The 22339-nt window shown below is 65.1% G+C and carries 20 protein-coding genes; 13 read left to right on the top strand and 7 right to left on the bottom strand.

The window, feature by feature from the left end; translation table 11 throughout:
- The first annotated feature begins 16 nt into the window (after positions 1 to 16).
- Together CXR03_RS07225 and CXR03_RS07230 are read left to right on the top strand one after the other, a co-directional pair.
- On the top strand, positions 17 to 1489 hold the full coding sequence (locus CXR03_RS07225) for a DUF4192 domain-containing protein (protein ID WP_104103034.1): 1473 nt from the start codon (positions 17 to 19) through the stop codon (positions 1487 to 1489).
- 344 nt (positions 1490 to 1833) lie between these two features.
- Positions 1834 to 3123, top strand: coding sequence for an RNA polymerase sigma factor (locus CXR03_RS07230; protein ID WP_104103035.1), 1290 nt, complete (start codon positions 1834 to 1836; stop codon positions 3121 to 3123).
- Positions 3124 to 3296: 173 nt separating this feature from the next.
- Here CXR03_RS07230 and CXR03_RS07235 read toward each other — a convergent pair whose 3' ends face one another.
- Positions 3297 to 3521 (bottom strand): hypothetical protein, encoded by a 225-nt coding sequence (locus CXR03_RS07235; protein WP_104054643.1) that lies wholly within the window; start codon positions 3519 to 3521, stop codon positions 3297 to 3299.
- 252 nt (positions 3522 to 3773) lie between these two features.
- Here CXR03_RS07235 and CXR03_RS07240 point away from each other — a divergent pair, with 252 nt between their 5' ends.
- Positions 3774 to 5885, top strand: a complete 2112-nt coding sequence (locus CXR03_RS07240; RefSeq protein ID WP_104103037.1) for a type IIA DNA topoisomerase subunit B — start codon at positions 3774 to 3776, stop codon at positions 5883 to 5885.
- 67 nt (positions 5886 to 5952) lie between these two features.
- On the opposite strand, the gene CXR03_RS07245 is transcribed toward CXR03_RS07240, so the two are convergent.
- Both CXR03_RS07245 and CXR03_RS07250 read right to left on the bottom strand, forming a co-directional pair.
- Complete coding sequence (locus tag CXR03_RS07245) at positions 5953 to 6921, bottom strand: M56 family metallopeptidase (protein WP_104103038.1); 969 nt, start codon at positions 6919 to 6921, stop codon at positions 5953 to 5955.
- A gap of 29 nt (positions 6922 to 6950) precedes the next feature.
- Entirely contained in the window at positions 6951 to 7328 is a 378-nt protein-coding gene (locus CXR03_RS07250) for a BlaI/MecI/CopY family transcriptional regulator (protein WP_104103040.1), read from the bottom strand.
- Between the two features lie 220 nt (positions 7329 to 7548).
- On the opposite strand from CXR03_RS07250, the gene CXR03_RS07255 reads away from it, so the two are divergent.
- Genes CXR03_RS07255 through CXR03_RS07270 form a run of 4 tightly spaced genes read left to right on the top strand, consistent with a single transcriptional unit; the run spans position 7549 to position 14757 of the window.
- Entirely contained in the window at positions 7549 to 9207 is a 1659-nt protein-coding gene (locus CXR03_RS07255) for a cytochrome ubiquinol oxidase subunit I (RefSeq protein WP_104103041.1), read from the top strand.
- 18 nt (positions 9208 to 9225) lie between these two features.
- Positions 9226 to 10245 carry a cytochrome d ubiquinol oxidase subunit II gene (gene cydB / locus CXR03_RS07260; RefSeq protein WP_104103043.1) on the top strand — a complete coding sequence of 340 codons (1020 nt, stop codon included), beginning with the start codon at positions 9226 to 9228 and terminating at the stop codon, positions 10243 to 10245.
- Entirely contained in the window at positions 10242 to 13727 is a 3486-nt protein-coding gene (gene cydD, locus CXR03_RS07265; protein ID WP_104103044.1) for a thiol reductant ABC exporter subunit CydD, read from the top strand. Before cydB ends, cydD begins: the two co-directional genes overlap by 4 nt.
- Before the next feature lie 34 nt (positions 13728 to 13761).
- Positions 13762 to 14757 carry a GNAT family N-acetyltransferase gene (locus CXR03_RS07270; protein ID WP_258073545.1) on the top strand — a complete coding sequence of 332 codons (996 nt, stop codon included), beginning with the start codon at positions 13762 to 13764 and terminating at the stop codon, positions 14755 to 14757.
- Here CXR03_RS07270 and CXR03_RS07275 read toward each other — a convergent pair.
- The 3 genes from CXR03_RS07275 to CXR03_RS07285 are packed head-to-tail and all read right to left on the bottom strand — an operon-like array spanning position 14754 to position 16556.
- Positions 14754 to 15314, bottom strand: a complete 561-nt coding sequence (locus CXR03_RS07275; protein WP_104103046.1) for a hypothetical protein — start codon at positions 15312 to 15314, stop codon at positions 14754 to 14756. The two genes, CXR03_RS07270 and CXR03_RS07275, sit on opposite strands and share 4 nt — an antisense overlap.
- Positions 15315 to 15316: 2 nt before the next feature.
- Positions 15317 to 16021, bottom strand: coding sequence for a metal-dependent transcriptional regulator (locus tag CXR03_RS07280; RefSeq protein ID WP_104103047.1), 705 nt, complete (start codon positions 16019 to 16021; stop codon positions 15317 to 15319).
- Between the two features lie 52 nt (positions 16022 to 16073).
- Entirely contained in the window at positions 16074 to 16556 is a 483-nt protein-coding gene (locus CXR03_RS07285) for an SRPBCC domain-containing protein (protein ID WP_104103049.1), read from the bottom strand.
- Between the two features lie 129 nt (positions 16557 to 16685).
- Between CXR03_RS07285 and CXR03_RS07290 the strand changes: the two genes are divergently transcribed.
- Both CXR03_RS07290 and CXR03_RS07295 read left to right on the top strand, forming a co-directional pair.
- Entirely contained in the window at positions 16686 to 17027 is a 342-nt protein-coding gene (locus CXR03_RS07290; protein ID WP_104104028.1) for a PadR family transcriptional regulator, read from the top strand.
- On the top strand, positions 17024 to 17494 hold the full coding sequence (locus CXR03_RS07295) for a hypothetical protein (RefSeq protein WP_104103050.1): 471 nt from the start codon (positions 17024 to 17026) through the stop codon (positions 17492 to 17494). The genes CXR03_RS07290 and CXR03_RS07295 overlap by 4 nt, the downstream gene beginning before the upstream one ends.
- A gap of 34 nt (positions 17495 to 17528) precedes the next feature.
- Here CXR03_RS07295 and CXR03_RS07300 read toward each other — a convergent pair whose 3' ends face one another.
- Positions 17529 to 18602 (bottom strand): hypothetical protein, encoded by a 1074-nt coding sequence (locus CXR03_RS07300; protein ID WP_104103052.1) that lies wholly within the window; start codon positions 18600 to 18602, stop codon positions 17529 to 17531.
- A gap of 34 nt (positions 18603 to 18636) precedes the next feature.
- On the opposite strand from CXR03_RS07300, the gene CXR03_RS07305 reads away from it, so the two are divergent.
- The 4 genes from CXR03_RS07305 to CXR03_RS07320 all read left to right on the top strand — a co-directional run bounded on the left by CXR03_RS07305 (position 18637) and on the right by CXR03_RS07320 (position 22245).
- The gene (locus CXR03_RS07305) at positions 18637 to 19038 is read left to right on the top strand and encodes a VOC family protein (protein ID WP_104104029.1); all 402 of its coding nucleotides are present in this window, start codon (positions 18637 to 18639) and stop codon (positions 19036 to 19038) included.
- Positions 19039 to 19157: 119 nt separating this feature from the next.
- Positions 19158 to 19508, top strand: coding sequence for a metal-sensitive transcriptional regulator (locus CXR03_RS07310; RefSeq protein WP_104103053.1), 351 nt, complete (start codon positions 19158 to 19160; stop codon positions 19506 to 19508).
- A gap of 45 nt (positions 19509 to 19553) precedes the next feature.
- Positions 19554 to 19775: a heavy-metal-associated domain-containing protein gene (locus CXR03_RS07315; protein WP_104103055.1), complete on the top strand. Its 222-nt coding sequence runs from the start codon at positions 19554 to 19556 to the stop codon at positions 19773 to 19775.
- A gap of 79 nt (positions 19776 to 19854) precedes the next feature.
- Positions 19855 to 22245 carry a cation-translocating P-type ATPase gene (locus tag CXR03_RS07320; RefSeq protein WP_104103056.1) on the top strand — a complete coding sequence of 797 codons (2391 nt, stop codon included), beginning with the start codon at positions 19855 to 19857 and terminating at the stop codon, positions 22243 to 22245.
- Positions 22246 to 22339 lie beyond the last annotated feature (94 nt).

The following is a 22339-nucleotide window of genomic DNA, read 5'->3' on the forward strand; positions in this document are numbered from 1 at the left end:
CCGGGAACCTCGGACCATGACGAACTCACGCAGCCGGCGGCCCAAGGATCCGTTTCCCGCCAGCGGACCGGCGGACATCCTGGCCTACATTCCGCACAGCCTCGGTTTTACTCCGAAGGAATCCCTGGTCCTCATGACCGTGGACTCCTCCCGATTAGGTGCAACACTGCGTCTGGACCTGCCGGCTTCAGCACTGGATTACTCGGAGTTTGCGGCCAAGGTCAGTGGCATTCTCCGCTCCGATGTTTGCGCAAACGGCGTGCTGATGGCCCTTTATACGGACCGGGCATGGAAACGGCCGGATGCTCCGCCCTACCGAAGGCTCATCCATCAGCTCAGCCGGTGCCTTACCGGCAGCGGACTGCCCATCCGGGACGGGTGGGTAATTTCCTCCACTGCCTGGCGGGAGTACTTCTGTTCAGACAGCGGCTGTTGTCCCTGGCCGGGCCGCCCGCTGCAGGACATCACCAACAGCACGCTGAGCGCGGAAATGGTGTACCGCGGCAGCGCCTACGCGCCCACACTGGAGCAGGCCGTGGCCCTGGATCTTCCCGAACCCTGGGGTGAGCCCGGTGGGGTTGCTGCCGTACACCGTGCCGCTTACGGCCGCCGGCTGACGGGACACTGGTGCGGATCTTTGCAGTTTGCAGGAACCCTGGATGTCTGGGAGGCGGTGATTGATGGTGCGGAGGCGGCGACGGCGCAGGCGGGGCTGACAGGCGACGGTAATCCGGCGGGGCCCGAAACCACCCGGGGCCGGTACCAGGGAGGTTCCGGAGAACCGGTCTCTGGTGAACCCGCACCGGGATTTGCGCCGCTGCGGACGGACCCGGAGACAGCAGGCTTCCTCCTGGCCAGCTTGCATGCCCGGCCGGTGCGGGACACTCTCTTGGTGATGGCGGCTCTGGGCAAAGACCAGGCACTTGCAGGGGCCGAAGCCTGCCGCCTCCTTTCGGTGGATGGCCCTCGCCCCTTATTGCCGCCGTGCCCGGACGCGGCTGCGCAGACGGATGGCCGGGACTCGGCAGGCGCCGGGGCATCCCGCCGTGAATCCGGACAGGCACCCGGCAGAGGGGGGAGAGTCATTGCGGGGTCATCCCATGACCTGCCCCGCAAGCGCCCCCAAGACGCGGGGCGAGACTACCGTGATGTGCTGGTGGGCCAATATCCACAGTCACCGCGGTGGGGTGCCATGGACGCGGCATTCGCTGTTTTTGCTGAACTCCTGGCGGCCGATGCCGCGGACGGTGAAGAGGATAGGGAAGCTTCTTCAGCCCTGCTGAGTCTGATGGGCTGGATCGAATGGGCCCGGGGGAGAGGGTCCAGGGCGCAGGTGCTCCTGACCCGTTGTTTGGAATCGAATCCCGGGTACCGGCTCGCGGAGCTGCTCGAAGAACTGCTGGCCACCGGCGTATTCCCGGTATGGGCGACAAACCAGGGGACGGCTTGGAAGGCAGCGGAGCGCTCGCCGGGTGCCGCCCGGAGATAAGGCGGGGCGTTGCTTATTGGCTGTGCTGCGGCAGCAAGGCTCACCCGATAGCTGGGGCAGGCCCTGCGCCGTGCAGCCGGGCAGCCGGGCAAAGGGGCCGGTCATGCTGTCGGCAGCAGGAAATCATGAGACAATGGGAACCGAGACCCGGTCGGGTTCGTGTATCAAGTGTCGCTTCTTGTTCCCAAAGACTGTTGTACAGGGAACAGAAACCACGGCAGATGTGTTCTTTATGAGAGCACCGCTGCTGATGGGATCGCTTGAAAACAAGCACGGACTTGACAGGGTCATAGTGGTGTTGCCCCCAATGGCGATTCCACAGCCCGCCGTATGAAAGGTTTTCTGTGTCGCCGAGAAAGACAACTGCAGTCGAAGAGACTGACACTGCAAGCAAGCGCACTGCCGTAGACGAAGCCCAGGCTCCGATAGATGCCGCCGCCGGCGATAAGACCGCGGTAAAGACCGTCCGCAAGGCCGCAGCGCGCAAGCCAGCTGCTTCCAAGTCAGCTACCGCTGCAGCCGGCCGCAAGACCCCCGCCAAATCAGCCAAGGCCGCAAAGGCCGCCGCCGCAGCGGAAGAGGAAGAGTCGCACAGCGACACGGATCCCGCTGAGCCGGAGACTGATGCTGCTGACGCTCCGGAAGCAGCGCCTACAGGCTCGGGCTTTGTCTACTCAGATGCCGACGATGATGACGCCCCTGCCCAGCAGGTTGTGTCCGCCGGGGCAACAGCGGATCCGGTCAAGGACTACCTGAAGCAGATCGGCAAGGTTGCCCTGCTGAATGCTGAGCAGGAAGTGGATCTCGCCCTTCGCATCGAAGCCGGACTCTTTGCTGAAGAGAAGCTCGCAGCGGATCCCAATATGGACCCCAAGCTCAAGCGGGAGCTCGAGTTCATCGTCCACGACGGCAAGCGTGCCAAGAACCACCTGCTGGAAGCCAACCTCCGCCTTGTGGTGTCCCTGGCCAAGCGCTACACCGGCCGCGGCATGCTGTTCCTGGACCTCATCCAGGAAGGAAACCTGGGCCTGATCCGTGCGGTCGAGAAGTTCGACTACACCAAGGGCTTCAAGTTCTCCACCTACGCAACGTGGTGGATCCGCCAGGCCATTACCCGTGCAATGGCAGACCAGGCCCGCACCATCCGTATTCCCGTGCACATGGTCGAGGTCATCAACAAGCTCGCCCGCGTGCAGCGCCAGATGCTCCAGGACCTGGGCCGCGAACCCGCTCCCGAAGAGCTGGCACTGGAACTGGACATGACCCCTGAAAAGGTCGTTGAAGTCCAAAAGTACGGCCGCGAGCCGATCTCTCTGCACACCCCGCTGGGTGAGGACGGGGACTCCGAATTCGGCGACCTCATTGAGGACTCCGAAGCCGTTGTTCCGGCAGACGCCGTCAGCTTCACCCTGCTGCAGGAGCAGCTGCACTCCGTGCTGGACACGCTGTCCGAGCGTGAAGCCGGTGTTGTGGCTATGCGCTTCGGACTGACCGACGGCCAGCCCAAGACCTTGGATGAGATTGGAAAGGTTTACGGGGTTACCCGCGAGCGGATCCGCCAGATCGAGTCCAAGACCATGTCGAAGCTGCGCCACCCGTCCCGCTCCCAGGTGCTGCGCGACTACCTGGACTAATCAAGCCAAAAAGCAGAACGCCCCCAATCCGCCGAAGCGGACCGGGGGCGTTCTGCTTTAACCCGAATCTGCCGGTACCGGATGCGCTCATGGAAAAGGCTCCTCCCGCCGGGCGGGAGGAGCCTTCCAAGCTGTACGCGCTGCCGGAGTTTGCCGGCTGCGTCTGAAGCGGTCTAGTCCGCGGGGACTGCTTCTGCCTTCTTCATCAGGCGGGACGTTTCATCCTGCCATTCCGAGGTCAGGGGGCGAAGGTTTGCCTCCACCGCCCGTGCATGGTGTCCGCAGAAGAGCAGCTCCCCACCCGAGGATTCAAGTACCGCACGTACGTACGCCTGCGCGCCGCAGCGGTCGCAGCGGTCCAGCGTATTCAGTTCACGAGTAGCTACTGCTGCTGTCATGAAAGCCTCCTTGGGGTGTTGATACTTCATATAACCATCTTTACGCGCCGGTTCTTCGCGCATTGGCGGGTCTTTCGCTCTGCGCGTACCAATCTCATGTTCTCTTGTGAGGAAATTCACCGATGCTGAGTCGCTGGCGGACAGTGTCACCGGCGGGCCTTAACCTTGGTAGTAGCCCGGTTTAATCCGGGTACGCAGCTGGATCGGCGATCTGCCGGCCAACGGTTTCAAAGCCTGAGGAGTTTCAAACACGTGGCGCCCCCGAACACTGAGTACAACGCCCGCCACCTTTCCGTCCTGGAAGGGCTCGAAGCTGTGCGGAAGCGTCCCGGCATGTACATCGGGTCCACCGATTCCCGCGGGCTCATGCACTGTCTCTGGGAGATCATCGACAACTCCGTGGACGAGGCCCTGGCCGGCTACGGACAGAGCATCAAGATCATCCTGCACCCGGACGGCTCCGTGGAGATCCATGATGACGGCCGAGGCATTCCGGTGGACATCGAGCCCAAGACCGGCCTGTCCGGTGTGGAAGTGGTCTTCACGAAGCTTCATGCGGGAGGCAAGTTCGGCGGGGGTTCCTACGCCGCCTCCGGAGGCCTGCACGGTGTCGGCGCTTCGGTGGTCAACGCCTTGTCCGCCCGTCTGGACGTGCAGGTGGACCGCGCCGGCAAGGTTTACCAGATGAACTTCCGGCGCGGCGAGCCCGGCCATTTTGCTGACACCGGCAAGTCTCCGAGCCCCGATGCCAAGTTCTCTCCCTTCCTGGAGAGTTCGAAACTTGAGGTGGTGGGCAAGGCCAAGCGCGGCGTGACCGGTACCCGGATCCGCTATTGGGCGGACCGCCAGATTTTCACCCCGGACGCCAAATTCTCCTACACGGAACTGCAGGCCCGGGCCCGCCAGACATCTTTCCTGGTTCCCGGACTGAGGATTACCCTGCGCGACGAGCGCCGCCTGCCCGGAACCCCCGGCGAGGCCGGCCCGGTGGAGGAAGTCTTCCAGCACGACGGCGGCATCACGGAGTTTGTGGAATACCTCGCAGCGGACGCGCCGGTCACCGACATCTGGCGCCTGCAGGGCAGCGGCAAGTTCAAGGAATCAGTTCCCGTTCTGGATGATTCAGGGCACAGCAAAATCGCCGAGGTGGAGCGGGAATGCGAGGTCGACATCGCGCTGCGCTGGGGTATCGGCTACGAAACGAATATCCGCAGCTTCGTGAACATCATTGCTACGCCCAAGGGCGGAACTCATCAGGCCGGGTTTGAGCAGGCGCTGCTGAAGACCTTCCGCAAGGTCATTGAGGCCAACGCCCGCAAGCTCAAGGCCGGTAACGACAAGATCGAGAAGGATGATGTCTTCGCCGGGCTGACGGCCGTCCTGACCGTGCGGCTTGCCGAGCCGCAGTTCGAAGGACAAACCAAGGAAATCCTTGGCACGTCTGCGGTCCGCGCCATCGTCGCCAAGGTGGTGGACAAGGAGATTACGGCGCGGCTCAATTCCAGCGCCCGGCAGGACAAGGCACAGTCGGCCCTGCTGCTGGAAAAGGTCGTTTCGGAGATGAAATCCCGCATCTCCGCCCGCGTGCACAAGGAAACCCAGCGCCGGAAGAACGCCCTGGAAACCTCCTCCATGCCGGCGAAGCTGGCGGATTGCCGGATTGATGACAGTGAGCGTTCGGAACTGTTCATTGTCGAAGGTGACAGCGCGCTGGGCACGGCCAAACTTGCCCGGTCTTCGGACTACCAGGCGCTGCTGCCAATCCGCGGCAAGATCCTGAACGTGCAGAAGGCCTCCGTTGCGGACATGCTCTCCAACGCCGAGTGCGCGGCCCTGATCCAGGTGGTGGGGGCAGGATCCGGACGGAGTTTCCAGCTGGACGCCGCACGTTACGGCAAGGTCATTTTCATGACCGACGCCGACGTCGACGGAGCACACATCCGCACCCTGCTGCTGACCCTGTTCTTCCGCTATATGCGGCCGCTGGTCGAGGCGGGCCGCGTATATGCCGCCGTGCCGCCGCTGCACCGCGTGGAGGTCATCAACCACGGGTCCAAGGCCAACGAGATGATCTACACCTACTCGGAGAAGGAGCTGCACCAGCTGCTGGCCAAGCTGCAGAAGGAAGGCAGGAACTACAAGGAGCCTATCCAGCGGTACAAGGGTCTGGGTGAGATGGATGCTGATCAGCTGGCGGAAACCACCATGGATCCGCGCCACCGGACACTCCGTCGCGTGCGCATCGACCAGGCAGCCGACGCCGAGCGCGCGTTTGAGCTGCTGATGGGCAGTGAGGTGGCTCCACGCAAGGACTTCATCATTGCGGGAGCGGCCATGCTGGACCGCGACCGCATCGACGCATAAGCGCCGTCGGCTCTCCGGGGCGGGCTGGGAAACCAGCCTGCCCCCGGCTCAGGGCCGGGGCTGCCGCCTAGACGACGCCCGGCGCTACCAGCAGCGTGGTGGGAACGGCAAGCAGCAGGCCGGACAGAATGAGCACCGCGGCCCGCTGCCAGGCAGGTAGCGGGGGCAGGGGCGTCAGCAACCTGCTCAGCCGGTGAACCGTGCCGATTTTCTCCTGCTCGTCGGGGCTGCCCAGCAGCGGCGTGCCCCGAATCTCGGCAACGGCCAGGTTTTCCGCAGGCGCCGCGCCGCCGGTTCCCACAATCGCCACGGCGCGAATCAGTGTCCCCGGCTGCACCGTGCGCAATGCTTCGTCATCAGCCAGCATCTCGATGAGCTCGTTGACGGACTGTTGGGCCAACTGGGAGGTGGGCAGCCACGGCAGGGCGGCGCGCCAGGCGGCAAACGCCCACAGCAGCAAATGGTGGTGCTGGGCGAGATGGGCCTTCTCGTGGATAAGGACGGCGGAGAGCTCATCATCCGAGAGCATCTCGAGAAGCCCGTCCGAAAGGACAGTGACCGAACGTGCGCCCCCCGGAAGGCAGTACGCCACCGGTACGGGGTGGTTGATCACCAGGGTGGCCGGACGGGTGTCTGAAGGGGAACTCAGCAGGGACAGCATGTCCCGGTGCCTGCGCCGGCCGCGGCGGATCCGGTAATAGGTCAGCAGGAGGGTGAAGATCAGGTGGGCACTGAGCAACACTGCGGCACTGAGCGCAAAGACATGCACCAGGCCCAGCGTGGTGGCTGGCTCGCGGTGCACCAGGATGCCCCAGAGGCTGCGCAGCGCGTCAATCAGGTTGTTGCCAAGGGGCTCCAGGCCCCAGGTCAGCATGGCGCCGATCATCGACAGGCCGCCAGCCAGAGCGATGGCCTGCCAGAGCACCATCGCAGTGAAGGGGGACCGGGCCGGCCATTTGGCGCGCGAAAGGGCAATCGGAACAGGCCACGCCAGCACGAGGGCGAGCGCGGCCAACAGATACGAGGCCCAAAACATCGCGGCGGAGAGAGGTGGCCGCTACCCGGTCAGACGCCGCCGAGCAGGCGGCGGAGGGTTTCCGCCTCGGTTGCCGAGACAGAGCCGACAAAGCGGGCCAGCACGGCCTCGCGGTCATTTACCGAACCAAGGACTTCATGCATCAGCTCGGCTGTATGTTCGGCCTTGGATGTGATGGCGCGGTACCGGTGCGGGCGGATGTTGCGCTCACGCTCCACCAGTCCCTTTTTTTCCAGCCGGGAGAGGACCGTGAGGATGGTGGTGACCGCAAGACCCCTGCCGTCTCCGGTGCCCGCAGCAGGGTTGGCCTGAGCCAGCAGTTCACGCAGTTCGTTTGCCGTGGCGGCCTCCGGTGAATCCCAGAGGAGGTCCATTGTTGCCCGTTCCAACTCACCCAGGGTAGCCATCTGTGTTCCTGTCCTTCAGCATTAATAGTCTCGAACCTCCGCCGGAGCCTGTCCACTTCCGGTCAATGCCCCGCAGAGAAGAGGTCCGGTTCTCCAATCTACAGGTTTTTTGTGATCGGTTCTACATCGCGTAGAAATCTTTTTCGAACTCATCTACGATCAGAATCAGAATGATCTTCTACGCTCTGTAGAAATCTGGTTCGACTGAAGGAAACCTCCCGTGGAAGCACTCGATATTGCCCGTTGGCAGTTCGGCATCACCACCGTCTACCACTTCCTCATGGTGCCGCTGACGATCGGCCTGGGGCTGGTAGTAGCGACCCTGCAGACCATGTGGGTCCGCACGGGCAAAGACGAATACCTGCGCATGACCAAGTTCTGGGGAAAGCTCTTCCTCATCAACTTCATCATGGGCATAGCAACCGGTCTGGTCCAGGAATTCCAGTTCGGCATGGCTTGGAGTGAGTACAGCCGCTTCGTGGGCGACGTGTTCGGTGCCCCGCTGGCGCTGGAATCTCTGCTGGCCTTCTTCACCGAGTCCGTGTTCCTGGGACTGTGGATCTTCGGCTGGGGAAGATTGTCCAAAAAGCTGCACCTGGCCTGCCTGTGGATTGCAGTGCTGGCTTCGGTTCTGTCCGCCTACTTCATCCTGGCTGCGAACTCCTGGATGCAGCACCCCGTCGGTGTGGAAATGGTGGACGGCCGTCCCGTGCTCAATGACATCTGGGCGGTCCTGACCAACAACACCCTGCTGGTGGCCTTTCCGCACCAGATCACTGCCGCTCTCTCGGTGGCCGGCGGATTCCTGCTCGGCATTGCCTGGTACCACTTGTGGAAGCGGCGCCGTGACGGGATTGACACCGTCAACGAAGACGGCACCGTGAACATCGGTGAGCGCCCCGAGACCGGCCGTGACAAGGCGGACCACAGCGTCTGGATCAAGTCGCTGCGCATCGGGGCAGTGGTGGCCATGGTGTCCTTCGCCGGGACCGCGATTACCGGTGACCTGCAGGGCAAGCTCATGTTCGACCAGCAGCCCATGAAAATGGCAGCGGCCGAGGCCGCCTGCCACGACGGCACCTCCTTCTCGATCCTCTCGGTCGGCGACGTAGGCGCCAAGAACTGCGACGATGTCAAAGCCGTGATCGAAGTTCCCGGCCTGCTGTCCTTCCTGGCCAACAACGACTTCGATACTGAGGTCAAGGGCGTCAACACCCTGATCCCGGAGTATCAGGAGGCCTACGGCACGCACATCCCGGATGATCCCAAGTACGGTGCGCAGGCCGGCACCGAGATTGACTACCTGCCGGTCATGTCCGTCACCTACTGGGGCTTCCGCATCATGATCGGCTTTGGCGGCATTGCGGCCGCTGCGGCTGCTTTCGCTCTGTGGATCACCCGCAAGGGCACGGTCCCGCAGTCCAAGTGGCTGATGCGCCTGGCCGTGTTCGGCATCCTGGCCCCCTTCGGCGCCAACAGCGCTGGCTGGATCTTCACCGAGATGGGACGCCAGCCCTTTGTGGTGGCACCCAACCCGAGCTTCACCGGCATCGACCAGGTGTTTATGTTCACGGCGGCGGCGGTCTCACCCGGTGTCTCCAGGGCCGAAATGATCTTCTCCCTGGCCTGCTTCGCGCTGGTCTACCTGGTTCTGCTGGTGGTGGAAGTGCGGCTGCTGTTCAAGTTCACCCGCGGCGGCGTTCCGTCCGCCATGCCGGAGCTGCTCAGCAGCAGCGGGCACGACGGCGGTTCCTCCGGCGGCATGGATTCCGCCGGCGGTGACGACGGCAGCGGCAGCGACGGCAGCGACACCGGCGGCTCCGGCGGAACCGGAGCCAAGACCAAGCAGCCCGATGACGTCCTCGGCTTTGCCTACTAAGCGATCTGGAGCACAGAAGTGATTTCGCTACCCACCCTTTGGTTCATTGTGCTGGCCTTCCTCTGGACCGGCTATCTCTTCCTGGAGGGCTTCGATCTCGGCGTCGGCATGCTTATGAAGCTGATGGGCCGCAGCGAGAAGGACCGCCGGGTCATGCTGAACACCATCGGACCTGTCTGGGACGGCAACGAGGTGTGGCTGATTACCGCCGGCGCCATGACGTTTGCCACCTTCCCGCTCTGGTACGCGGCGCTCTTCTCGGCGCTGTACATCCCGCTTGTGCTGGTCCTGCTGGGACTGATTTTCCGGGCGGTCTCCATCGAGTACCGCGGCAAGCACAACGACGACCGCTGGCGCAGCCGCTGGGACTGGGCCATGGCCCTGGGCTCCTTTGTCTCGGCCTTCGGTGTGGGCGCTGCCCTGGCCCTGACCACCACCGGGCTGCCGCTGAATGAGAACGGCGACAGGGTGGGCGGAGCGTTCGCCTGGTTCAACGGCTATGCCGTCCTGGGCGGATTCGCCGTCGTTGCCTTCTGCCTGGTCCACGCCTGTGCCTTCCTGGCACTGAAGTCCCGCGGCGACATTGAAATGCGCGCCAGGCGCGCCGTCGTTCGCTGGCTGCCCCTGGGTGTTCTTCCGATGGCCGCCTGGGCGATTGTGGTGCAGCAGCAGAACGGCAAGGCGCTGACCCTGATCCCGCTGGTCATCGCTGTGGTGGCCGTGGTGCTCGCCTGGGCCGCGGCGCGCCGCGGCCGGGAAGGCTGGAGCTTCATCTGGATCGGCCTGTTCCTGGTGGCGGGCGTGTTCACGATCTTCGCCTCGCTCTACCCGAACGTGCTGCCTTCCACTTTGGACCCTGCGTGGAGCCTGACCGTGGACAACGCGTCCTCATCCGATTACACGCTGACCGTTATTTCCTGGGTCTCCCTCTTCGGCCTGCCCCTGGTGGTGCTCTACCAGGGCTGGACCTACTGGGTCTTCCGCAAGCGCATCACCGCTGACTCTATCCCTGCCGCCCACTCGGTGACCGCTCAGTGAAACCGGTTCTTCCGGTCAGTGCCGCCAGCCGGCGGGCGCTGTACCTCCTGGGCCTGCTGGCCGCCGTCAAGGCGGCGGGCCTGGTGCTCCTCGCCACGGGTGTGGCTGCCGGAGTGGCCGGGCTTGCCGCCGGCGGTCCCGACTGGCGCTGGGTGTTTGCCAACGGCATCGCCGGAGCGGTGCTGCGCTCACTGGCCGTATGGGGCACCGAGACGGTATCCCAGCGGGCTGCGGCAGGGGTTAAGGAAGAGCTGCGTGCCTCCCTGACCAAACGGGCACTGAACGACGGCGGCAATGTTCCCGGCATGGGCAGCGGTGCGCTGAGCGTGCTGATCACCCGGGGACTGGACGGACTCGACAACTACTACGCCAAGTATCTGCCCGCCCTGGTGACGTGCGCCGTCGTACCCCTGCTGGTGGGCCTGCGCATCCTCTCCGCGGACTGGCTCAGCGCGGTGGTGGTGGTCCTGACCGTACCGCTGGTTCCGGTGTTCATGATCCTGATCGGGCTGCACACCGGAGACAAGACCGCCGCCGCAGTGGATGCCCTCAACCGGCTCTCCGACAACATGCTGGAACTGGCCAAGGGACTGCCGGTGCTCGTCGGACTGGGGCGCGCGAAAGCCCAGACCCGAGCGCTGCGCGATGTAGCCGAGAACTACCGCATCCGCACACTGGAAACCCTTCGAATCGCGTTCCTGTCCGCGCTGGCACTGGAACTGATTGCCACCATCTCGGTGGCACTGGTGGCCGTAGTGATCGGCGTACGCCTGGTCAACGGTTCCATGTCCCTGGAACTGGGCCTGCTCGCCCTGATCCTGGCTCCGGAGTGTTACCAGCCGCTGCGTGACCTGGGCACGGCCCACCACGCCAGCGAAGACGGGCTGGAGGCACTGAAGCGCACCAACGCCGTGCTCGATGCCCCGGCCGCCGCTCCGCTCGTGCCGGTGGCTGCTACCGGCGCGGGTGCCGGCACGTTCTCCGGTCCGCAAACATTATCCGGACCCCCGCTGTCTGTCGTTGGGCTGACCATCCGGTATGCCGGCCGGCCCCGGCCGGCGGTGTCCGGCCTCAGCTTCGAGGTGCCCGTCGGCAGCATCGCAGCCCTCACCGGATCCAGCGGCAGCGGCAAGACATCCGTCCTGGAAACCCTCGCCGGACTGCGCCGCAACGGCGGCGACACCACGCTGGAAGGTTCCGTAACCGGCGTCGACCGCGCCGGCATTGCCTGGATCCCGCAGCATCCGGTGCTGGTGGAAGACACCACCGCGGAAGAGATCGCCCTCTACTCCGGCCTCGGCCCGGGGGAGGAAGGGCAGCAGGCTGCGGCAAGCGCGCTCGCCGCTATCGGCGCACTGCACCTGCTGGAGACCCGCACCGCGGACCTGAGTCCCGGCGAGCAGCGCCGAGTGGCCGTTGCCCGCGCACTGGCCCGCATTGCCTGCCAGCCGCAGGTGCGTGTGCTGCTGGCAGATGAACCCACGGCTCATCTGGACGCGGCCAGCGCCGCCGCGGTCATCCGTGCCCTGAAGAACCTGCGCGGAACCGTCACTGTCCTGCTGGTGGCCCACGACCGGGCAGCCGCCGCTATTGCCGACACACTGATTCCCGTGGATACCGGGTTGCCCGGTGAAACCGGTTTTGCCGCCGCACATCTGCCGGCTGCATCCCCGCAGGCAGCCGCCCCGGCCCTGCCGGCCGGCACAGGCCCGGGTTTCCCCGCTGACGGCGGTACTGGGCTCGGCGCAGAACACACCGATGTGCGCTGGCAGGACGAGCTTGCGGAGACCGAATCCCATCCCGTGCATCAGCCGCTGTGGAAGAACCTGCTGGTGCTGCGGCCCTGGAGCCCCCAGTTCCTGCTGGCCCTGCTCCTGGGCACCGGGGCTACCCTCTTCGCGGTGTCGCTCACGTCGCTGTCCGGCTGGCTGATTGTCCGGGCCAACGAACAGCCGCCGATCATGCTGCTGCTCACCGCCATTGTTGGGGTGCGGTTCTTCGGCATCGGCCGCGCCGTGCTGCGCTACCTCGAGCGGCTGCGCCTGCACGACGCCGTCTTCCGTGCCACCAACGCCATCCGCATCCGCCTGTGGAACGGACTGCTGCAGCGGCCCGAGGGATGGCGGCGGCTGGCCCGCGGCGGAGGAGCGCTGGAACGGCTGGTGGGGGATGTCGATGAGCTGCGGGACATCGCACCGCGCGTTGTCTTTGCACCGCTGACCGGCTTCTTCACCGCCGTCGCCGCGTGTATCGCCACAGGTCTGCTGTTGCCCGAAGCGCTGGGCGTGCAGATCCTGGTGTGTGTGGTGGGCCTGGTGATTGCACCGCTTGTGGCCGTGGGTGCCGACGCCGCAGCCCGCGCCGCAACCGTGCGGCTGCAGTCGCGGTCCATGGCGGCCATGGCGCGGTTGCTTGACGCAGCATCGGATCTGGAAGCCAACAGCAGCGCCGCACCGGTGTTTGCCCGCCAGCGCGAACTTGACGCACGGGCTTCGGCCGCAGTGCGCCGCAGCGCATGGGCGCAGGGCCTGGCCAATGCGCTCACCGCCCTGTCCTGCTCACTGGGGGCCCTCTACGTGCTGACCGTGGCAGGGAACATCCCGGCAACGGTGGCCGCCGTCGTCGTGCTGATGCAGCTGGCGCTGATCGAAGCCTTCGTGGCCGTCAACGGCTCCATCCAGCAGTTCTTCGCCTGGCGGACCCTGGGCGACAAGGTGCTGCCGGACCTGGGTACCGACACTGTGGACCCGGACCCGGACCTGGACCCGGATGCGGACACGGATTCCGCGGACCGGGCGCCGGTCCCCGCTGTGGACTCCGTTGAGCTGCGCGGCATCAGCTATACCTATCCAGGCGAAGAGACCCCGGTGTTCGAGGACCTGGACCTGGACCTGCGCCGAGGCAGCTGGCTGGCCGTGACCGGGCCCTCCGGCAGCGGGAAGTCCACCCTGCTCGGCGTCCTGCTGGGCTTCCTCACCCCGCAGGAGGGATCCTTCCTCATCAACGGCCGGGCCGCTGCGACGTTGCCGCCTGCTGCACGGCGGATGGCATGGTGCCCGCAGGAAGCCCACTTGTTCGATTCCACCCTGCGCGGCAACCTGCTGCTGGCCCGCGACCGCCGGCTCGCACCCACGGAGGCGGAGATGGTTGCGGCCCTTCGCGCCGTCGGCCTGGGTCCGTTCCTCGCCGGACTTCCGGAGGGGCTGGACACCCGCGTCGGAGGCGGGGGACATTTCCTGTCCGGCGGGCAGCGTCAGCGCCTCGCCGTGGCCCGCGCACTCCTGACGGAAGCCGACGTCGTGCTCCTGGATGAACCCACTGCCCACCTGGACGCGGAAGCGGGCGAGCAGCTGATGGCCGATTTGGCGGCCGGGTTGCGCGGCAAATCAGTGGTGGTAGTGACCCACAACCCTGCCGATGCCGCCTGGTGTCAGCGCCGAATTGTGCTGGGACAGCCGGTATGTGCCGCGTCACACTCCTAGGAAGCCCCCGGTGCACGTGTCATAGGGTGGAAAAATGAGCATTTCAACACCTCCGGAAATCCCCGGCCCCGTTACGGGCCTGCGCTGGCGTGCCATCACGGCCGAAGACGTTGATGCCTGGCTGGAGCTGGTCCGGCGCATCGCTGCAACGGACAAGCCGGGATATGTCCAACAGCGTGCGGACCTCGAACACGTTTTGGCTGCCAGTGCGGACAACCCGGCTCGGGACACCCTGCTGGGACTTGACCGCAACGGCGTCCCGCGGGCCTACGGATACCTGGTCCGGACCGAAGGATCGGACAAAATCCACGGTGCCGGGGGAGTGGACCCGCAGTGGCGCAGGCGCGGCGTCGGCACTGCCCTGCTGCGCTGGCAGCAGCAGCGTGCCCGCGAACGGCTCCTTGAAACCGGACATGAAAAGGGTCTGCTGCGCTTTATGGCAGAGGAGGACAACGCCTCGCATGTAGCTCTATTCCATGCCGCCAATGCGTCAGTGGTGCGCTACTTTACGGAGATGAGCCGACCGCTCGACGCGGATATCCCGGACACCAAGCTGCCGGACGGCCTGGAATATGTGACCTTCAACGAGGATATTTCCGAAGCACTGCGCCTTGCCCACAACGAAGTGTTCCAGGATCACTGGGGCAGCGAGGAACGGGATCCCGAGCGCTGGCAGCACAACGTGGAACACCCGCATTTCCGTGCGGACTGGACCTTTGTGGTCATGGATACTGCCGCCGGGGAAATTGCCGGCTACAACATTGCCTCCTTTGATCCGGAGGGCGAAAAGCTCAATGGCTACAGCGAGGGCTACACCGAGCTGCTGGGTGTGCGCCGCAGCTACCGGGGCCTGGGGCTGGCGCCGGCCATGCTGGGCGAAGCGATGCGCCGGTACAAGGCGTCGGGCATGGAGCGTGCCGGCCTGGGCGTGGACACGGAAAACCCGTCCGGTGCCCTGGGGCTTTACGAAAGCCTGGGCTACACGCCCACCTTCCGCGAGGTGTTCTTCGACCTGCACGTGCTTCCCTAGGACGCAGCAATACCTGCGGCCCACCCGGGTGCCGTCCCGCCCTGCGGGGGACTGATGCCGGCGGCGTCCAATCCTGCTCCCTGCAGCAGCCAGGAAGTGAGGGAGTTGGAGTTCCACATATCCCTGGAACCATTGATCCGGCGTCCCCAGGTATGGGACGGCACAGCCGCAGTACGCTCCAGCAGTCCGGCCGCTGCGGCATCGGTGAGAGGAAAGACCACCGGGCTCGCCACAGCGTACTGCCGGTCGGGGAGTATCCCCTGGGGCCAGCAGCGAACCTCGTAGCGGAAGAGCCTGAAGCGTTCCAAAAAGCGCAGACCCACCGGCCCGCTGGCCACTACGCCCCGTGACGGATTGCGCTGCCCCCAGGCCGGAGCCATCTCGATGACCCACTCCCCGGTGGCTCGAACCACTATGAGGGAGCTGTGAAACAAGGGCTGCTCCGGCCGGTGCTCCATGAGAGCGTGGAAGCGTTCCCACCACCTGCTGGTATGGACGACGACGTGCCCGCCGGCGCCAACCGGCAGCCACCACAGCTGAACCGCGGCGTCGTTCATCCCTAAGCCTCGGGGGCAGTCCCGGGCGCCTCCGCGCCGGGTGCCCGCAGCACCCAGATGGACTGGGCAGCTGGAAGACCCAGTTCCAGCTGTTCCCCGCCCACTGTCACCGTCAGGGTTCCGGCGTAGGCCTGGCGCGAGAGCACGCGGACCTGCACGTCCAAATGCAGTCCCAGCCCGGCCAGATACCGCAGCAGTTCCGGGTCGTTGTCCGAAACCCGGGCGATGGTTACCACGCTCCCGGGCTCGCAGCTGCTGAGCCGAACGGCTGCCAGCGGCGGAAAGCTGCCGTCCCGCGTTGGAATGGGATCTCCGTGTGGATCACGGACGGGGTAACCAAGCCTCCGGTCCAGGGCATTCACCATCTTGTCGGAGACCGCGTGTTCCAAATGCTCGGCTTCGTCGTGGACCTCGTCCCAGCCGTAGTTCAGGTACTCCACGAGGAACGTCTCGATCAGCCGGTGTCGACGCACCATCGCAACAGCTTCGCGGGTTCCTTCCTCGGTCAGGGTGATGGAACCGTAACGCGCGTGGGTCAGCAGCCCCTGGGCGGTCAGCTTTTTCACCGCTTCGGAGACCGACGACGGCGAATTGCCCACGTGCGCGGACAGGGCAGAGACCGTCACCGGCGCGTCAGTCCATTCCTGGGCGGTCCAGATGACCTTGAGATAATCCTCGGATGCGGCTGAAAGCGAATTGGTACCCACGACTCCACCTTACGTGTTGCGGGTAAGCCAGCCGGATACGCGAACGCTCCGTCTATGTTTGAACCGCTTCGGCGTCATCGAGCTTCCCGTACACCTGCCAGAAATCTGCCATGGGCCGCGGACGTCCCAGAAGCAGACCTTCGAGATACAGCAGATGCGTCTGCCAGCCGGGCAGATAGCCGGCGGCCTCATCTCCAAGGGCGTCGTGCGTCAGCGCCAAACGGGTGCTGTTTTCGTCCGCTGTGAGCTCGATGCGCAAGTATGAGAGCGGCTCGTCCGGAAACTTCCAGGTCATGGCCAGCAGCGCCTGGGGCTCGCAGTCCAGGACCTCGCTGATGCAGGAATAGTTCTTGGCGTGCTCCACAGTCACTACGCTTCCGACGGCGAATTTCCCGGAGGTGACGGATCCCATCCACTGAGGCAGCGCTTCCGGGTCCGTCAGGCCCCACCAGACCCTGTCTGCCGGAGCCGGCAGGGACCACTGCAGGGCTACACGCCCCGGGACGGTTTCGATCGTACTGCTGACTAAAGGCATGGCCGGAGAATAATGCGCCTGTTTTGAGTGCACAAGGGTTCAGGGAAAGCTCAACGCCTCGGGCCGTGGGCGGCTGCGGCGTCGAGCGGACGGTTGCATGCACTGCACGCTACCGGTAGCGTGCAGTGCATGACACCAACACGCGAGTCGGTTTTGACTCAGCTCCGCAAAGGCACGGTGGACTATTGCGTTCTCGCTTGTCTGCGCTCAGCGCCCGCGTATGGGCTGGAGATCGCCGAGCGCCTTCGGGAGGGGGACGTCCTGTTTGCCAGCGGAGGCACTCTCTATCCGCTGCTTTCCCGCCTGCGGCAGCAGGGGTGGGTCACTACGACCCTTGAGTCATCACCGGTTGGACCGCCCCGCCGTTATTACCACCTCACGGATGCGGGAGAGAACGCCCTGGAGGTCTTTACCCAGACCTGGAACCTGTTCGCCGCGGAGGTTGCCACCATGATCAAGGAGACACCATGAACACCACTGAACCGCTGCCGGCACTTCTGGAGGCATACTTCGCCGACCTTGATAGAGCACTCATCGGCACTGATCCCAGGGAGCGCGCTGAGACGGTCCAGGCCATGCGCGAGCACGCAGCCGAAATGCTCAGCCGGTATGGGGAATCGGAGCAAACCGCTGAGCGCGTCATCGCCGATTTCGGACCCGTCGAGCAGATTGCCGCTGCCACCACTTCGGCACCCGCCACTCCTGCACCTGCGGTTCCTCGTTCCTGGGTCGACATCTGGCTGCTCGTGGGCTCCATTGTGAGCCTCCTCTTCTTCGTGTTCCCCTTCGTTGCAATCGCAATGCTCGTGTGGGCAATCCTGCGGATCAGGCAGCACAAGGGGAACAAGGCGCTGCAGAGGGCGGCGCTGTGGGTGTCAGCAGTGTCGGCCGTATTTGCGGTCGGACTGTACGGCCTTCACGTGATCAGCATCCTCTGACGCCAGCTTCTGGATCCGGACAGGCCGGATGCGCTCACCCCGCCAGCGTCCACGCTTCGCCGTGCTGTTGGCGATGCCAGTGCAGCCGAGGGCTGTCAATCTCCCGGACAGCATCGGTCAGCCAGATGGTCCGGTCCGGATCCCAGCCTGCGATCACTGAAGCCCACTCTTCATCGATGTGTTGCACCCGCCCCGCTGTGCTGAGATATCCCAGGACGCTCAGGTGAACGGCATCCCATTCCCCGGCTACCCGCTCCCAGTCCGGGATCAGCCATCGGCCGTCCCGTCCCGTGACCTGGAACCAGACGTTGCGGCGGGACGCCGTCACCTCCAGCGGGAATTTACGGCATAGGGCTGTCCAGTCGTCCCCGGTTCGTATTTCATATGTCCTGCCGGCACCGCGGACTGCAATGGTGGTGGCGTCCTCCCATCCCAGGGGATCCTCGATGAGGTTCAGTCCGGCGGGGATCCTGCCGACCGTGCCGACAAGCCCCGGAGGGATGGACCACCAGTCACCCGACATGTTCGAGTCCAATGCGTAGGCCTTTGCCCTCCACCGCCTCTCATCGGCACGTATGTCCCGCCCCCACTGTGCCAATTTCTGCTGCGGGTCCCGGTCCAGCGGCGCCGGATCATCGGGGCCGCGCCAGTCGATGGCCCACTGCTCCACCCGGCGGGCCTCAGTGCTCCGCTGCATCGAGGGCATGGCCATCACCCGGGCGGCAAGAGGAACGAGTGCTTCCCTGATGATCGGCAGCGACGCCAGAACATCCTCGCCCTCCGGAGGCTGCCAATACCGGGCAGTGTCCACTGAGCGCTCAAGGGCCGGCTGAACCAACTCGTTGGTAACGCCAGACAGATCAAGGGAGGCAAGGCGGGCAGCCAGATCACCGGACGAGCCAACGGCAGGCGGGCGCGCGTCGTCGTCGTTGGTTTCCTCAGGCGTCATCAGGGCGAACATCACCCGGGAGGTTCCCTTTCCGGGATCGAGCTCGTACCCCAGCCGAAACACAGAAAGGCTGACGTCCGGATTCAGTTCCATCGCGAGCTCGAGGCACAGGCGGCGGCCCCGGGGGCCTGCGAGGAGCGGTTCGGTCTCGGCGTTCATCGGCTTATCCTTGCACGAGCGTTACGCTGCCTCCATGACCGCCCTGATCTCGCATACGTCCTTTGACAGTCTCGACCCGTTCGCCCAGTCAGTGTTCTGGCGCGGAGTGCTCGGTTTCCATGACGATCCGGACGATCCCAATGACCCGAACCATCCCGGCGACGAGGAGTGCATGATCGCCTCCGACGACGGCTTCCAGCGCCTGCTGTTCATCAAGGTCCCGGATGGCAAGCAGGTCAAAAACCGCGTGCATCTGGACCTAAGGCCCGCCGAAGGCACCCGGGACCGGGAACTTGAGCGCCTGCTGGCACTGGGGGCCCGGCAAGTTGCGGATCGGCGTATGGCCGATGGGACGGGATGGGTGGTGCTCGCCGATCCGGAGGGCAATGAGTTCTGCATCCTGCGCAGCGATGCCGAGCGGGAGCAGGCACTTTGACACCCGGCACCACGTGCTCCGAGGTCCTCTGACGCCGTACCGAGATACCCCCTAGGGGTACTTGACGCCATACCCTATGGGGGTATATGTTCGTTGCAGGTCGATTTCTAGGAGCGGACATGAGCACAACCCAGGAACAGGCCCCGGGTGGCCTGGCTGAGCAGGACCATTCCGGCGCCCACGGGTACGCCACGGACAAAGAGGCCTACCTCAAGCGGCTCCGGCGCATTGAGGGACAGGTCCGCGGGATTGCCCGCATGGTCGAGGAAGATAAGTACTGCATCGACATACTGACCCAAGTCGCTGCCATCAACAAGGCGCTGCATGCCGTGAGCCTTGGCCTCGTCCAGGACCACATGGCCCACTGCGTGGTGGATGCCGCCCGCGAGGCGGACGCCACCGGCAACCCGGAACTGGTGCAGGCCAAGGTTCAGGAAGCCACCGACGCCATCGGCCGCCTCCTGCGCTGAAATTGTCCTACCGAACCTTTGAACCCATCCAGAAAGAGGTACCCCATGGAAACCACACTGAACATCTCGGGCATGACCTGCGGCCACTGTGTCGCATCAGTTACTGAAGAACTCGAAGCGATCGACGGCGTCCATAACGTCAGCGTTGATCTCAACGCCGGCGGTGTTTCGACCGCCGTCGTTACTTCCAGCCGCACACTTTCTCCCGTGGAGCTTGGTGAGGCCGTGGCAGAGGCGGGCTACCTCGTGGTGGAACCCTCCGCCTAGCCCCGCCGGATCCACCCGCGGCGGATGCGCGACCTGCGTTCCGCGCCGCGCCAGCAATTCCCGGAAGGACAGTACTCCCATGAACACCGACAACCTGCTCCGGCAGCCGCACCCGCGGATCATCGACCTCAAGGTTGAGGGCATGACGTGTGCCTCCTGCGTCGGCCGGGTGGAGCGGAAACTCGGGAAAATTGAGGGCGTCGAAGCCACGGTCAATCTCCCGCTGGAATCCGCACGGGTCAGCGTCCCGGACGGGGTAACCGACGAGCAGATCCTGCAGGCTGTGGATTCCGCCGGCTACAAAGCACATCTGGTGCGGCCCGCCGGAGCTTCCCGTGCCAGCGGGGGAACGCGGGATACGGCAGCGTACGACGGCGGGGCCGGTCACACCGGAGCAGGCGATCGCTCCGGATCCGTGCATGCCGGCCATGAAAACTCCGGCATGGAGCACTCCGGCGAGGACCACATGGCGCACGGCGGAACTGCCGCTGCCCTGCGGCCGCGGCTCATCCTGGCCGCTGTGCTGACAGTTCCGGTGTTTCTGGTTTCCATGATCCCGGCTCTGCAATTCAACAACTGGGGCTGGTTCGCCGCCCTGCTGACGCTGCCGGTGGTGACCTGGTCCGCGTGGCCCTTCCACCGGGCCGCAGCCATCAATGCGCGGCACTTCGCCTCCACCATGGACACGCTGGTGTCCCTGGGTGTGATCGCCTCCTATCTCTTCTCGCTGGGAACCCTCCTGACGGATCCGTCGCTCACAGCCCACGCCGGCATGACTGATATGCAGGGCATGGCCGACGGCGGACACGCCAACCTCTACTTCGAAGTTGCCGCCGTCGTCGTCACCTTCCTGCTGCTGGGGCGGTACCTGGAAGCCAACGCCAAGGCCCGCGCCGGTGACGCGCTGAAAGCACTCCTGAGCCTGGGTGCCAAAGATGCCACCGTGCTGCGCAACGGTGCCGAGGTCCGGGTACCGGCGCAGGACCTGGTTGCGGGTGACGTCATCGTCGTCCGGCCCGGCGAGAAGATCGCCACTGACGGCATCGTCACCGACGGACACTCGGCTGTGGACGCCTCACTGATCACCGGTGAATCCGTTCCGGTAGAAGTGGGTCCGGGGGATTCCGTTACCGGTGCCACCGTCAACACCTCCGGGCGGCTGCTGGTTACCGCCACCAGGGTGGGCAGCGAAACCACCCTGGCCCAGATGGGACGACTGGTCAGCGATGCACAGTCCGGCAAGGCACCGATTGCGCGCCTGGCGGACCGGATCAGCGCCGTGTTCGTTCCCATCGTTTTAGCTGTCGCAGTGCTCACCTTTGTGCTGTGGATGGTCTTCAGCGGCGACCTGCAGGCCGCGTTTACAGCCGCCGTCGCTGTCCTGGTCATTGCCTGCCCGTGTGCACTGGGACTGGCCACGCCCGTGGGCCTGCTCACGGGCACCGGACGCGGCGCCCAGCTGGGCATTCTGATCAAGGGCCCGCAGGTGCTCGAAGACACCCGGACCGTGGACACCATCGTGCTGGACAAGACCGGTACGGTCACCGACGGTCGGCTCTCGGTGGTGCGCACCCTGACCCTGGAGCCCACCATTGATGATGCGGAGCTGCTGCAGTTGGCGGGCTCCGTGGAGGCTGCGGGGGAGCACCCCATCGCCGTCGCCATAGCCGCTGCGGCGCAGGAGGCGGTGACTGACGGCGCACTGACTCCGGTGACAGGGTTCGACTCTGCCCCGGGCGGCGGTGTCCGCGGAACCGTCAACGGCCGTGCCGTTGTCGCCGGGCGCCCCGGCTGGCTGGAGGAAAACGGAGTGGTCCTGGCTGAGGATGTCCGGTCGAGGCTGCGGGCCGAGCAGGAAGCCGGATCCACCGCCGTCCTGGTGGCCGTTGACGGCCGGGCCGCCGGCATCATCAGCCTGCGGGACAACATCAAGCCCGGCTCTGTGGCCGCCATTGCGCGGTTGCGGGCTCTGGGACTGCGGCCCGTGCTGCTCACCGGCGACAACGCCGTGGTGGCAGCCCGGGTTGCTGACGCCGTCGGCATTACGCCGGAAGATGTGCTGGCCGATGTCCGGCCCGAGGGGAAGGTGGACGCCGTCAAGCGTTTCCAGGCCGAAGGGGCTACGGTGGCCATGGCCGGCGACGGCGTAAATGATGCTCCGGCATTGGCGCAGGCGGACCTGGGCATCGCTATGGGCTCAGGCACCGACGTAGCCATTGAAGCGGCGGACCTGACCGTCATGGGCAACGACCTGGGTCAGGTGGCCACCGCCATCGAACTGTCCCGGCGGACGCTGGGCACCATCAAGACGAACCTCTTCTGGGCCTTTTTCTACAACGCCGTCGGCATTCCGGTGGCCGCCCTGGGCCTGCTGAACCCGATGATTGCCGGTGCCGCCATGGCCGCCAGCTCCGTGCTGGTGGTGGGCAACTCGCTGCGGCTGCGCAACTTCGGCAGGCAGCATGCATAATCACCGCGGCAGCGACTCATCTCGATAAAACACAGCACCTGCAGGCTCCCTCGAGGCGGCAGGTGCTGTGTTTATCGGGTCAGCGGGCACCCTG

Origin of the sequence: Arthrobacter sp. 08Y14 (assembly GCF_002929455.1) — a bacterium.
GTDB lineage: Bacteria > Actinomycetota > Actinomycetes > Actinomycetales > Micrococcaceae > Arthrobacter_B > Arthrobacter_B sunyaminii.

Excerpts from the sequence above, each read along its gene's own strand:
- CXR03_RS07300 (WP_104103052.1), bottom strand. The coding sequence starts at position 18,602 with ATGAACGCCGAGACCGAACCGCTCCTCGCAGGCCCCCGGGGCCGCCGC.
- CXR03_RS07315 (WP_104103055.1), top strand. The coding sequence starts at position 19,554 with ATGGAAACCACACTGAACATCTCGGGCATGACCTGCGGCCACTGTGTC.
- CXR03_RS07310 (WP_104103053.1), top strand. The coding sequence starts at position 19,158 with ATGAGCACAACCCAGGAACAGGCCCCGGGTGGCCTGGCTGAGCAGGAC.
- CXR03_RS07320 (WP_104103056.1), top strand. The coding sequence starts at position 19,855 with ATGAACACCGACAACCTGCTCCGGCAGCCGCACCCGCGGATCATCGAC.
- CXR03_RS07275 (WP_104103046.1), bottom strand. The coding sequence starts at position 15,314 with ATGAACGACGCCGCGGTTCAGCTGTGGTGGCTGCCGGTTGGCGCCGGC.
- CXR03_RS07245 (WP_104103038.1), bottom strand. The coding sequence starts at position 6,921 with ATGTTTTGGGCCTCGTATCTGTTGGCCGCGCTCGCCCTCGTGCTGGCG.
- CXR03_RS07305 (WP_104104029.1), top strand. The coding sequence starts at position 18,637 with ATGACCGCCCTGATCTCGCATACGTCCTTTGACAGTCTCGACCCGTTC.
- CXR03_RS07295 (WP_104103050.1), top strand. The coding sequence starts at position 17,024 with ATGAACACCACTGAACCGCTGCCGGCACTTCTGGAGGCATACTTCGCC.
- CXR03_RS07225 (WP_104103034.1), top strand. The coding sequence starts at position 17 with ATGACGAACTCACGCAGCCGGCGGCCCAAGGATCCGTTTCCCGCCAGC.
- CXR03_RS07285 (WP_104103049.1), bottom strand. The coding sequence starts at position 16,556 with ATGCCTTTAGTCAGCAGTACGATCGAAACCGTCCCGGGGCGTGTAGCC.
- CXR03_RS07290 (WP_104104028.1), top strand. The coding sequence starts at position 16,686 with ATGACACCAACACGCGAGTCGGTTTTGACTCAGCTCCGCAAAGGCACG.
- CXR03_RS07270 (WP_258073545.1), top strand. The coding sequence starts at position 13,762 with ATGAGCATTTCAACACCTCCGGAAATCCCCGGCCCCGTTACGGGCCTG.
- CXR03_RS07250 (WP_104103040.1), bottom strand. The coding sequence starts at position 7,328 with ATGGCTACCCTGGGTGAGTTGGAACGGGCAACAATGGACCTCCTCTGG.
- CXR03_RS07235 (WP_104054643.1), bottom strand. The coding sequence starts at position 3,521 with ATGACAGCAGCAGTAGCTACTCGTGAACTGAATACGCTGGACCGCTGC.